Below are 13075 nucleotides of genomic sequence, written 5' to 3'. Positions count from 1 at the left end.
CCCCTGGCTGCCCCAATTTTTTAGTTTTATCAGGCCTGCACCTGGCTGATGCCGACCTGTTGCAAAGCCATTGCCAGGCTATCCACCTGACGTTGTTCTGTGTCCTTGAGGTGTTGCAGTTGCTGGCCCAAGGTTGGTGCGCCAAACATTCCACGCAGCCCCTGGGACACATCGCCACCCTGCATCGATGAGCTGCCGAAGGCGTTCATCGACTCGCTGTCAGACACGGGGTCGTGGTTGAACAGCGTCGCCAGCGTGCTGCTGCCGAACACTCCGCCATCGCCACCGCCAAAGCCCAGGAACCCATGGCCCGAGCCATCGCCGGCAGCGTCGCTGCTGAAGACCTGGGCGATGTAGCTCGGCGCCAGTTCACCGCGATTGATGAAGATATCGCCTATCGGATCCAGCCCACCGCCCACATCCCGCTGTTCGAACAGCGGCGGGAAGCCCAGCGGCGAGCCCAGGTTGCCGGTGGGCGGCGTGAAGACCACCGGTTGCAACGGCACCTCGGTCGGAGGCACCACGGTGACCGGGTCCGACACCAGGAACTCCGGTGGCGGCTTCACATCGTTGGGCACCACGGTGTCGATCGCGTAGTTGTTGGACACCGCCACGCTGGCCCCGGCGTTGCCGGACTGGTCACTGACGTTGCTGGTGTCCAGGGCGATGAAGTTGCTCGGGTCGGTGAGGTTCACCGTCGGCGTGAACGTCGCCGTCCAGGTCCTGCCGCCATCGCTGGTGGTCAGGTTGGTCAGTTCACCGTTGGTGACGCTGAGGTCCGACAGGTCGAAATTGGTCACTGCTTCGCTGAAGGTGAACGTCACCTGGGTCGTCTCGCCCACGGTCAGGTTCGAGTCGGCCACGACGATGGTCGCGGTCGGCCGGGTCGCGTCGAGGGCGTAGTTGCTGGAGATCGCGACGCCCACACCGGCGTTGCCGGCGATGTCCTGCACCGTGCTGGCGTCCAGCAGGATCAGGTTGGTGGCGTCGTTGACGCCCGCGGTAGGCGTCAGCGTCGCGGTCCAGGTCAGGCCGCCGTCGCTGCTGGCAAGGTTGGACAGCACGCCATTGGCGACGCTGAGGTCCGACAGGTCGAAACCGGTCACCGCTTCAGTGAAGCTGATGGTCACGGTGGTGGTCTGGCCGATGCCCAGGCGGGTATCGGCCAGAGTAATGGTGGCGCCTGGGCGCACCGTGTCGATCGCATAGTTGTTGGAGTTCACCACCCCGACCCCACTGTTGCCCGAGACGCTGACCACGCCGGCGGTATCCAGGCTGATCAGGTTGCTGGTGTCGGTGATGTTGCTCGCCGGCGTGAACGTCGCGGTCCAGGTCACGCCGCCATCGCTGGACGAAACGTTGCTCAGGGTGCCGTTGCTCACGTTCAGGTCGCTGTTGTCGAAGCCGCTGACCGCTTCCGAGAAGGTGATGGTCACCAGCGAGGTCTCACCGACCCTGAGGGCGTTGTCGGCCACCACGATCGTGGCGGTGGGCACGCGGGTCTCGACCGCGTAGTTGGCCGAATCGGTGGTGCCCGCGCCCGCGTTGCCCGCCGCGTCGCTCACCCCGGTGTTGTCCAGGGTGATCAGGTTGGTGGCGTCGCTTACCCCCTGGGTCGGGGTGAACGTGGCGGTCCAGGTCAGGCCGCCGTCGCTGCTGCTGACCGCGCTCAAGGTGCCGTTGGCCACCGTCAGGTCGGCGTTGGTGAAACCGGTCACCGCTTCGCTGAAGGTGATGGTCACTTGCGCGGTTTCACCCGGCCGGAGCGTCGTATCGCTGAGCACGATGGTGGCGGTCGGCAACTGGGTGTCGACGGCGTAGTTGTTGGAATCGGTGGTGCCGCTGCCCGCGTTGCCCGCCAGGTCGGCCACGCCGGTGTTGTCCAGGGTGATCAGGTTGCTGGTATCGGAAATGCCGGCGCTCGGGGTGAAGGTCGCCGTCCAGGTGATGCCGCCATCGCTGCTGCTCAGGCTGCTGAGCGTGCCGTTGGCCACGCTCAGGTCGGCAATGGTAAAGCCGCTCATGGCTTCGCTGAATGTGATGGTCACCAGCGACGTCTCGCCCGCGGCGAGGGTCGTGTCGGCGACAACAATGGTGGCGCTCGGACGCACGGTGTCGATGGCGTAGTTGTTGGAATCGGTGGTGCCTACACCAGCGTTACCCGAGACGTTGACGACACCGGTGTTGTCCAGGGTGATCAGGTTGCTGGTATCGGAAACACTCGCGCTCGGTGTGAACGTAGCCGTCCAGGTAACGCCACCGTCGGAAGACGACACGTTGCTCAGCGTGCCATTGCTGATGGTCAGGTCGCTGTTGTCGAAACCGCTCACCGCTTCGTTGAAGGTGATGGTCACCTGGCTGGTTTCACCGATGCTCAGCGACGGATCGGCCACCACGATGGTGGCGGTCGGTACCTGGGTGTCGATGGTGTAGTTATTGGAGCTGGTCGCGCCGGTTCCGGCATTGCCCGCCCCATCGCTCACGCCGGTGTTGTCCAGCACGATGAGGTTGGTCGTGTCCCGGATGCCTAGGGCCGGGGTGAACACCGCGGTCCAAGTGATACCGCCATCGCTGCTGCTGACCGCGCTCAGGGTACCGTTGGCCACGCTCAGGTCCGAGTTGTCGAAACCTGTGACCGCTTCGGAGAAGGTGATGGTCACCAGGGACGTTTCGCCAACGCTCAGCGCGTTGTCCGCCACCACAATGGTGGCGGTCGGGCGCAGCGTATCGACGCCGTAGTTGTTCGAGTCGGTGGTGCCGACGTTGACGTTGCCGGCCAAGTCAGCGATGGCGCCGCTGTTGAGCGAAATGACGTTGCTGGTGTCCGTGACGCCCGCGGTCGGGGTGAAGGTCGCGGTCCAGGTGATGCCGCCGTCACTGCTGCTCAGGCCGGAGATCACACCGTTGGCAACCGTCAGGTCGGCGCTGGTGAACGCGGTCACCGCCTCGTTGAAGGTGATGGTTACCTGTGAGGTCTGGCCAGCGGCAATGGCCGTGTCGGCCACGACGATGGTCGCCGTTGGGCGCACGGTGTCGATGGCATAGTTGTTCGAATCGGTGGTGCCGACCCCGGCGTTGTTCGCGCCATTGCGCACGCCGGTGTTGTCCAGGGTGATCAGGTTGCTGGTGTCGGAAATGCCGACGCTCGGGGTGAACGTCGCGGTCCAGGTCACGCCACCGTCAGAGCTGCTCACACTGCTCAGGGTGCCGTTGCTGATGGTCAGGTCGCTGTTGTCGAAGCCATTCACGGCGTCGTTGAAGGTGATGGTCACCAGGGACGTTTCACCAATGCTCAGCGACGTATCGGCCACCACGATGGTCGCCGTGGGCACGTTGGTGTCGACCTGGTAGTTGTTGGAGTTGGTGGTGCCGCTGCCGGTATTGCCCGCCGCATCGCTGATACCGGTGTTGTTCAGGGTGATCAGGTTGCTGGCGTCGCTGACGCCCAGGTTCGGGGTCAGGGTGGCGGTCCAGGTGAAGCCGCCGTCGCTGCTGCTGACCGCGCTGAGCGTGCCGTTGGCCACGATCAGGTCCGAGTTGTCGAAACCTGTGACCGCTTCGGAGAAGGTGATGGTCACCAGGGACGTTTCGCCAACGCTCAGCGCGTTGTCCGCCACCACAATCGTGGCGGTCGGGCGCAGGGTATCGACGGCGTAGTTGTTCGAATCGGTGGTGCCGGTGCCGGCGTTGCCCGCCCCGTCCACGACACCGGTGTTATCCAGGGTGATCAGGTTAGTGGTGTCACTGATGCTCGCGCTTGGGGTGAAGGTCGCGATGTAGGTGATGTTGTCGCTGGTGCTCAGGCCGCTCAAGACACCGTTCGCCGCCGTCAGGTCGGCCAGGGAGAAGCCCGTCACCGCTTCGCTGAAGGTGACGGTCACCAGGGACGTCTCGCCGATGCTCAAGGTGCTGTCGGCGACCACGATCGTCGCGGTAGGCCGCACGTTGTCGATGGCGTAGTTGTTGGAACTGGTGGTACCGGTGCCAGCGTTGCCCGCGGCATCGCTCACGCCGGTGTTGTCCAGGGTGATGATGTTGCTGGCGTCGCTGATGCTGGCGGTCGGAGTCAGGATGCCGGTCCAGGTGATGCCGCCGTCACTGCTGCTCAGCGCGGAAACGGTGCCGTTGGCCACGGTCAGGTCGGCCGTGGTGAGGCCGGTCACCGCCTCGTTGAAGGTGATGGTCACCAACGACGTTTCGCCAACGCTCAGCGCCGAATCGGCCACGACGATGGTGGCGATTGGGCGCTGGGTATCGATGGCGTAGTTGTTCGAACTGGTGGTGCCAGAGCCGGCGTTACCCGCCAGATCGGACACGCCGGTATTGGCCAGCACGATCAGGTTGGTGGTATCGGTGATGCCGACGGTCGGTGTGAGCGTCGCGGTCCAGGTAATGCCGCCGTCGCTGCTGCTCAGGCCACTCAGAGAGCCGTTGGCGACCGTCAGGTCGGCCAGGGTAAAGCCGCTCACGGCCTCGCTGAAGGTAATGGTCACCAGTGAAGTTTCGCCGGCCGACAGTGCAGGGTCGGCCACCACGATGGTGGCGGTCGGGCGCACCGTGTCGACCCCATAGTTATTGGAGTCGACAGTGCCCAGGTTGGCATTCCCGGACAGGTCGACAACGGCGCCACTGTTGAGCGTGATCACGTTGGTGGTGTCACTGACGCTGGCGGTCGGCGTCAAGGTCGCGGTCCAGGTGATGCCACCGTCGCTGCTGCTCAACCCGGTCACCGTGCCGTTGGCGACGGTCAGGTCGGCGGTGGTGAAACTGGTCACCGCTTCATTGAACGTAATGGTCACCAGGGACGTTTCACCGATGCTCAGCGACGGATCGGCCACCACGATGGTGGCGGTCGGGCGCAGGGTATCGATGGCGTAGTTGTTGGAGTTGGTGGTGCCCACGCCGGCGTTGCCGGACAGGTCGGCGACACCGGTCTTGTCCAGCACCACCAGGTTGGTGGTATCGGTGATATCGGCGGTCGGCGTCAGCGTCGCGGTCCAGGTGATGCCGCCGTCGGCGCTGTTCAGGCCGGTGATCGTGCCGTTCGCCACCGTCAGGTCGGCAGCGGTGAAGCCGGTCACCGCTTCGCTGAAGGTGATGGTCACGGCCGAGGTTTCGCCGCTGGTGAGCGTGGTATCGGCCACCACGATGGTCGCGGTCGGCGCTACGGTGTCGTTGACCACGTAGTTGTTCGAGGTGGTGGTCCCCACGCCGGCGTTGCCGGCCAGGTCGGCGACGCCGGTGTTGTCCAGGGTGATCACGTTGGTGGTGTCGGCAATGTTGCTGGCCGCCGTCAACGTGCCGGTCCAGGTGATGCCGCCGTCGCTGCTGCTCAAGGTGCCTACGGTGCCGTTCTGCACCGTCAGGTCGGACGCGGTGAGGCCCGTCACGGCTTCGGAGAAGGTGATGGTCACCAGCGACGTGCCACCGGAGTTCAGGTTGGGGTTGGCCACCACGACAGTCGCGGTCGGTGGCGTGACGTCCGGCACATAGTTGGTGTTGATGGTCCCGCCATCGCCATAGACGTTCGCCACCGAGGCCGGCGAAGTACCCGCAGAGCCGGCACTGCCACCGCCGGTACCGCTGCCGCCGACGTTACCCGACAGCGCCGCGAAGTTGGCGGCGGTGATCAGGATCGAGCCTTTGTTCCAGATGGCGCCAACGCCGACGCCGCCCGCACCACCGGTGTGGGTGTAGCCACCGCCGGCGCCACCGCCACCGCCGCCGCCACCGGCGCCGATGTTGTTGGAGATCACCGAGTTGCCGATGATGCGCAGGGTCGCGCCGGTGTCGTTGTAGATACCACCGACCGCGCCGCCACCCGCACCGCCCACGGCGTTGTAGCCGTCACCGCCACCGCCGCCGCCAATGGACAGGCCTGCGCTGGCCGCCGTGCCGCCGGCCGATCCGGTGCTGTAGCCCGGATACGCCGCACCACCGGCGCCACCGGTGGAATTGCCGCCCCGCCCGCCCATATTGAAGAAGCCACCGCCGGCGCCGCCCTGTCCGGTCGACCCAACGGAGCCTGTGGCATTGATCGTATCGCCGCCCCGACCACCCGTTCCGCTGCCGACCGCCCCGCCACCACCGCCGCCACCACCGGCATATTGCGGCGTCACGCCGCCACCGCCGCCACCGCCCGACGCAGCGTTCGCGGTGACCGTGACGTTGCGCATGGTCAGGGTCCCGGCGTTGTAGATCCCGCCGGCCTTGGCGACCGCCGCATCGACGCCGCCATTGCCCCCGTCGCCCGCCACCATGCCGCGGGTAATCACCAGGCCATCGAGGGTCGCCGTCGTACCGGACGTCACGTTGAGGACCTGGGTGCGGAACTGCCCATCGAGGGTGACATCGGCCACGTTGTCGTTATTGAGGTCGCCGTCGATGGTCACGTTCTTGTTGACCACCAGCACCTGGGTCAGCGCGACGGTCATGCCGCTGCTGAAGGTCACGATGTCACCGTTCTGCGCCGAAGCCAGGGCCGCACGCAACGAACCCACGCCGGTGTTGGCGTTATTGGTGGCGGTCCAGGTGGCGAGGCCCCACTGGTATTGGCTCATCGCGCTGGCGGACAGCACGTTGGTGCTTTCGATAGTGCCGGTGGCGATTTCCAGGTCCCAGTCGCCGCCCAGGCCTGTGCGATCATTGGAGGCCGCCACGTCGCGGCCGGTCAACTGCGCCAGCGAATCGACCAGCGCCAGGCCCCGGTCGCCCTCGGCGGTGTAGCAGCCGTAGATCAGGATGTCGCCACCGACGTTCATGTCCTGGCCGATCTGCGCCAGCACTTCGCTGCGGGCTTGGACGTTGTCCGCCGACAGGTAGGCGTTGCCCAACCACAAATCGCCGGCGTTGCCGTGGGCGATGATTTGCACCGAGCTCACGCCCTGGTGGCTGTCCAGGTAATCGGCAATCTGTTGCAGGCCGTCCTTGGTCGCATCGAGCTGCACCACCTGGGTACCGGCCGCGACGCCATCGAGCAGGCTGGCCGCGTCCTTGACCCGCGAATCGATGAACACCACGGACTTGCCCGGAACGGCCGCCTCGGTGGCATCCACCTGGCCCTGGGGCGCGTGGGTATCGGCAGGCTGGTCGGCCGTCGGCGCCTTGGCGGCGTCAGCCGTGGGATGGGCCTCCGGCTGCGCGGCTTCGGCCACGGTCGCGGCCACCGCGCCGTCGAACAGCATGCGCGGCTCCAGCGACATGATCATTGGCGATGCCAGGGCCTGGGTGGCCTCGATTACCCGCGATTTACCTTTGCTCCACCACATGACGTTCACCTGGACTCGAACTGCTTGAACACGCAAATGAAAAAAACCGCGATCAGCTGAGCGCGGCGTCGGTTTTCATACGGATGACATTGGCCGCGCTGGCAGACCCATCGCGCCAGAACGACAACTCGGAAAATCTTTCGAACAGGTCCGGCGGCAGCAGGGTTCGCCGCACTTGCGGCGCGACCTGGGGCTTGACCTTGTGCAGGCCGGCAACGCCCAAGGCCTGGTCGAAGGCCGGTGCGTCGTAGGTCAAGTGATTGAAGTCGTGCTCGAACCAAGGCTCGCCGATGAACTCGTAGACCAGCCGCATCACCCGCTCGGGCGCCTGGCTCAGCAGGTCGTAATCGACGATCAACAGCGACTCGGCGTGCTCGCCGTAATAGGCTTCCTTGAGCGCTGTCCAGGCAAACCCCACCAGGCGGTTGCGCTGGGCCAGGGTTTCGCACCGGCTGTAGACGGTGTTGCGTTCGTCATCGTCGTTGAACAGCTTGGTGTTCTCGAAGGGATTGGCGCGATACAGCCGCTCCAGGCTGTCGAGCACCCAGGCGACGTTGCGCACGCAGGCGATGGTCTTGGCTTGGGGAAACAGGTCTTGCAGGGCCGGCAGGCGCGCGCACCACTGGCGATTGGTGTCGAAGATGACGGGTTTGTCGGCCTTGTCGGCGTAGTAGGAGTCGAACAGCCCGCGCAACAGGCGGCGGCGCAGGTCCGTGTCGATCACCGAACCAAACTCGCTGCCGGCGCTGCATTGTTGCAGCACACTGCTGAACAGCGAACCGACGGGGCTGGTCATGCCGGCGTGAAAGCGCGGGTTCTGCAGCAGAATCGCCGACAGCAGGGTCGAGCCTGAGCGCGGCAGGCCGGAAATAAAGTGAAACTGCGACAATCCCTTCACCGTGTGTAGTCCTTTTGTGTCCGAAGCGTAGCTTAGGAAACAAACGCCGCCTAGTAGTACTTTGATATCAAATTAACTTTGTCCTACAAAAAAGATGGGCGGTAGAGGCGCTGGCGCCACTGAATCGTTTTAGCCGATCCAGGAGAATTTTCCTCGTGCCTCCCCCGGCAAAATCAGACATCCCCGTCTACGCTCAGCCGTGCGTTGACAGGCCAGGGAATGGAGGCGTCGGGCTGATCGCTCCCTTCCCCAGCCTGGCGGGCACACGCCAGACCAATCACCTGAGGAATGAGGCATTTATGGAAGTATTCATCGGGACTATCCAACCCTTCGCTTTTAACTTCGCCCCCAGGGACTGGGCCCTGTGCAACGGGCAGACGCTCAGTCTGGCCCAGTACCAGACACTGTTTGCCCTGATCGGCGTGACGTACGGGGGGAATGGCCAGACCACCTTCCAGTTGCCCAACCTGCAAGGCCGTCTGCCCATGGGCCAGGGCAATGGCCTGGGCCTGACGCCACGGGTTATCGGCACCATCGCCGGCACCGAGAATGTCACGGCGACTCTGAACAACCTGCCCAACCACACCCACGCCCTCACGGCCATCACCGCCGCCACCACCGTGCAACTGGCGAACCCGGCCAGCAACCCGGCGAACACGCCGACGGCCACCAATTCGTTCATTGGCACCTCGGGCACCGGGCCCGGCGCGGCGAATATCTATTCCGACCAGGTCGGCGCCTCACCGGTACCGCTCAAAGGCGTGACCACCACGGTCAGCGGAACGGTGGCCCCGACGGGCAATGGCCTGCCGATGGCGATCATGAACCCGTTCCTGGCGATCAACTTCAGCATCGCCCTCCAAGGTTACTTCCCGTCCCGCAATTGATGACCTACCGCCGGGCCATGGCCCGGCGGTCCGTTGGAGTATCGACATGCTGCAAGCGGTTCATAGCCACCATTTCCAACCCTTGCTGGGCCAGACCAGCCGCCTGACCCTGCCCGACGGCAGTTGCCTGCCCATACAGTTCGAGACCCTCGATCAAACCCCCAGGGCCAAGATGCCGAACACCGAGCGCATGCCGTTCAGCGTGGCGTTCAACAGCCTGGAAACCACCGAGTTCGTCGATGGCCTGTGTGCGCTGGACGTGCCCGAACTGGGCCGGCTCGAAGGGGTATTCGTGTCACGGGTGCCCCCATGGGCCGTGACCCCACGCTGGGCTATTACTACATCGCGTTCAACTAGTGGCCTGTACGGTTAATTCGAGTACTCAAATTCGAGTGCCAGGGCTTGCCAGGCAAGGCGCCATGACGAGTCGTAGCCCCGCTACGGCAAGGAATGGCAACGCAGCCTGGCAAGTCCTGGCGCCGAAGTTGAGTAAACGAATTAGCCACACAGGCCACTAGCGTTGGGGGCAACCCTGTGGGATCTGTGGTGTACACAGATCTTGCAGCGATCCGCCAAGGCCGCCGGCAGAGTGCCACAACCGCGTCTACGCTCAGCCGTGCGTGATCAGGCCAGGGAACAGGGAATCGGGCTGAACGCAATCTTCTTCTCTGGCCACACCAGACCAATAACCTGAGGGATGAGGAATTTATGGAAGTATTCATGGGCACTATCCAGTCTTTTGCCTTTAACTTCGCACCCAGTGGCTGGGCGCTGTGCAATGGACAGACGCTCGCCATTTCGCAGTACCAGGCGCTGTTCTCGCTGTTGGGCACCTATTACGGCGGCAACGGCCAGACCAACTTCATGCTCCCCAACCTGCAAGGTCGCCTGCCGATGGGCCAGGGCAACGGGCTGGGCCTGACCCCGCGGGTCATCGGCGAGGTCTCCGGCACCGAAAACGTCACCGCGACCCTGAACAACCTGCCCACCCACACCCACACCCTCACGGGCATCACCGCTGCCACCACCGTGCAGTTGGCGAACCCGGCCAGCAACCCGGCGAACGCGCCCACGCCCACCAATTCGTTCATTGGTACCTCGGGCACCGGGCCGGGTGCGGCGAATATCTATTCCGACCAGGTCGGCGCCACACCGGTGCCGCTCAAAGGCGTGACCACCACGGTCAGCGGAACGGTGGCCCCGGCGGGCAATGGCCTGCCGATGGCGATCATGAACCCGTTCCTGGCCATCAACTTCAGCATCGCCTTGAACGGGCTCTTCCCTTCGCGTAACTGAGGCCGCCGCAAAGCTGTGCTTTTTGTGGGAACGGGCTTGCTCGCGAATGCGGTGGTTCAGATAAAAATCTGGTGACCGACACACCGCTTTCGCGAGTAAGCCCGCTCCCACAGAAGTCGGTGTTTTTGTCAGTCGCCTTTCGGATACCACACCAGCCGCTCAGCCGCCGGGCTGCGCTCTTGCACCTCGAAGCCCAGCGCCAGGTAGTGCCGCCGGGCATGGGGGTTGCTGGTCCAGACCACGGTAGCCACCGGGCAGCGGATGTGTTGCGCGGCTTTCTGCACCCCTTGCAGCACCGTCCTGCCGTAACCCTGCCCCCGCGCCTGGGGGATGAAGGCCAGGTACAGCACGCGGATTTCATTCGGGCCGAAATCCGTGCTCAGGGCGCCGATGGCGGTGCCGAGCTTCTCCACCACGTAATGCATGGCATTGGGAAAGTTCTCCCCCAGGCCCTGTTCCTGCACCTGGAACTGCTGGGCGATCACCTGCTGCACTTGCTCGTGCTCGCCGTCGATCCATTGCAAATCCGGACGCGCCGCCTGGTAAAGACGCTGCAGGAACGGACCATCGCTGACCCGCGATGGCCGCACCACCAATCCGTCTGCCGCCACTGAATTCATGTTCGCTCCTTAAAATCCGCTTTCCCTCACACCCAGCGCCGCCAACCGGCGCCAAGCCGCTCCCAGCACCGACTCGCCATGCCCCTGCAACACCACCACGCCACGCAGCGGTTGCAGCGGCGCAACCCCGTCCTCGACCGCGCTCAAGCGCACGCCGTACTGGGCCTGCACTGGCTCGGCCCGCTGCTGCGAATCACGGCGCACCGCAATCGGTCCGTGATGATCGGAGGTCAGCGCCTGCTGCTCGACCCAGGCCACGCCATTGGTGTCGATCTCATCCAGTTGCACGGCAATTGAAGGGTGCATCGGATCGTCGGCAATGAACCGCCCCGTGGCACCGGCACTGACTCGCCACAGCTCGGCCTCGGTCAGGTACCCACGCAAGCGAGAATCGGTCTGCACCACCCGCGCCAGCGGTTGCGTGGGCGACAGCCAGCGCCCCACCGAAAGTTGCGGCAGCAGGTCGCGCACCTGGCCGGCATGAGGCGCACGCAGCAACAGGCGCTCGCGCTGGGCGACCAGGCCCCGGTACTCCGCCACCGCTTCGGCCAACTGCTGCTCGACGATGCCGGCATCGGCGGCGGTCTCGCTGCGTCCGGCCTGACGACGCATCTGCAACTGCTGGATCTCGATTTCCCGACGCACGATGACCAGGCGCGAAGCCATGTCCGGCGACTCCAGTTCAATCAGCACGTCGCCTTGGGCCACGGTCTGGCCGTCGCGCACATTCACCTGTTTGACCCGCGCCGCCACCGGCGCATACAACGCACTGGCGCGCCCGGCTTCGAGCATCGCCGGCACCTCCACGGCGCTGCGCCAGGGCAGCAGCAACGCCAGCACCAGCGCGAGCAAGACCAGGCCGCTCAATAGCACCCGCGGCCCGTGGGCCTGTTCACGGCGACTCCACCATTGCCGCCACTCATTCACGATGGGCATAAAAATGAACCAGACCAATTCCACCATCATCAGGAAAATGCCCAGCACCTTGAAAAACAGGTGATAGACCGCCAGGGCAATGCCGAAAAACAACGCCGCCCGCCATAACCACGAGCCATATCCCCAGACCAGCAAGCGACGGCGCATCTTCGGCGACCAGGGTTCCGGGGCCGCCACGCCATAGCCGAACAAGGCTTCGCGCAAGCGCCAGCGACACAGGGCGAATGCACGCCCCTGGAGATTATCCACCGCCCAGAAATCACTGAGCAGGAAATACCCGTCGAAGCGCATGAAGGGATTCAAGTTGATCACCAGCGTGGTGATCCAGGTGGCGCTGGCCAACATGAACGCGGCGGTGCGTGCCGGCCCGTCGGGCAACAGCGACCAGGCCAGCAGGGCGATGCACGCCAGCAGCAATTCGGCCAATACGCCACCGGCGCCGATCAACAACCGCGCCCGCCGGTCATTGATCCGCCAGGCGTCGCTGACATCGGTATAGAACATCGGCAACAGCACCATGAACGCCACGCCCATGCTCTGAACCCGACAACCGGCGCGCTTGGCCATGAACGCATGGCCGAACTCATGGCACAGTTTGGCAAAAAACAACGCCGCGCCGAACGCCAATGCGCCGCCCAGGCTGAACAGGTGCGGAAACGTCGCCAGGAACCGCTGCCAATCGCGCGACACCAGGAAAATGCCCAGCCCCAGGGTCAGCGGCAGTCCATAACGCAAGAGCTTGGGCCCAAAGCGTGCCAGCCAGGGCCAGGCACGATTGAGGAAGGCGTCGGGGCGCCACAGCGGAATCCGGAAAAACAGGTATTGGTGCAGCAGCATCTGCCACAGGCTCTGGCGCCGGGCCGCCGTCTTGAACAGGTAGCTGTCGCGCTGTTGCGGGTCCATCGCGCTGATCAGATCATGGCCCCGCAGAAAACCCAGCAACTGTTCCAGCGACTCACCGTTGAGGGGCAGGCCCGGCTCGCGATTCGCCGCTTGCAGCACCCGCTCCGGGTCGCCCAGGGACCAATGCCGCAGCATCCGCATCGCCGCCGCGCCTAGCTTGAAATAGCGCCCGCGCACCGGGTCGGCCAAGGTCCATTGCGGCGAACCGTCAGGGTCTGGAGCCGCCGGGGACAATTGCAAGTCTGGCCGCAGGCTCGGCAGGTCCAT

The 13075-nt window shown here is 64.6% G+C and carries 6 protein-coding genes and 1 pseudogene; 3 read left to right on the top strand and 4 right to left on the bottom strand.

Annotation, left to right across the window (positions count from 1 at the left end; translation table 11 throughout):
- Window positions 1-29: 29 nt before the first annotated feature.
- Entirely contained in the window at window positions 30-7268 is a 7239-nt protein-coding gene (locus KI241_RS00925) for an Ig-like domain-containing protein (protein ID WP_212803246.1), read from the bottom strand.
- Window positions 7269-7320: 52 nt separating this feature from the next.
- Window positions 7321-8166, bottom strand: a complete 846-nt coding sequence (locus tag KI241_RS00920) for a sulfotransferase (RefSeq protein WP_042732396.1) — start codon at window positions 8164-8166, stop codon at window positions 7321-7323.
- 299 nt (window positions 8167-8465) lie between these two features.
- On the opposite strand from KI241_RS00920, the gene KI241_RS00915 reads away from it, so the two are divergent.
- The 3 genes and pseudogenes from KI241_RS00915 (at window position 8466) to KI241_RS00905 (ending at window position 10349) form a co-directional block, all read left to right on the top strand.
- On the top strand, window positions 8466-9053 hold the full coding sequence (locus KI241_RS00915; RefSeq protein WP_047736239.1) for a tail fiber protein: 588 nt from the start codon (window positions 8466-8468) through the stop codon (window positions 9051-9053).
- 46 nt (window positions 9054-9099) lie between these two features.
- Window positions 9100-9410, top strand: a pseudogene (locus KI241_RS00910) (hypothetical protein).
- Window positions 9411-9761: 351 nt separating this feature from the next.
- Window positions 9762-10349 carry a tail fiber protein gene (locus KI241_RS00905; RefSeq protein WP_212803245.1) on the top strand — a complete coding sequence of 196 codons (588 nt, stop codon included), beginning with the start codon at window positions 9762-9764 and terminating at the stop codon, window positions 10347-10349.
- A 128-nt stretch (window positions 10350-10477) separates the two neighbouring features.
- On the opposite strand, the gene KI241_RS00900 is transcribed toward KI241_RS00905, so the two are convergent.
- Both KI241_RS00900 and KI241_RS00895 read right to left on the bottom strand, forming a co-directional pair.
- Window positions 10478-10969, bottom strand: a complete 492-nt coding sequence (locus KI241_RS00900) for a GNAT family N-acetyltransferase (protein WP_042732400.1) — start codon at window positions 10967-10969, stop codon at window positions 10478-10480.
- Between the two features lie 9 nt (window positions 10970-10978).
- The gene (locus tag KI241_RS00895) at window positions 10979-13075 is read right to left on the bottom strand and encodes a biotin/lipoyl-binding protein (protein WP_047736242.1); all 2097 of its coding nucleotides are present in this window, start codon (window positions 13073-13075) and stop codon (window positions 10979-10981) included.

It is taken from the genome of Pseudomonas sp. Cab53, from assembly GCF_018325965.1.
Lineage (GTDB): Bacteria > Pseudomonadota > Gammaproteobacteria > Pseudomonadales > Pseudomonadaceae > Aquipseudomonas > Aquipseudomonas chlororaphis_E.
Note: the sequence above shows the minus strand (reverse complement) of the source record. Positions and strands in the feature narration are given on the sequence as shown.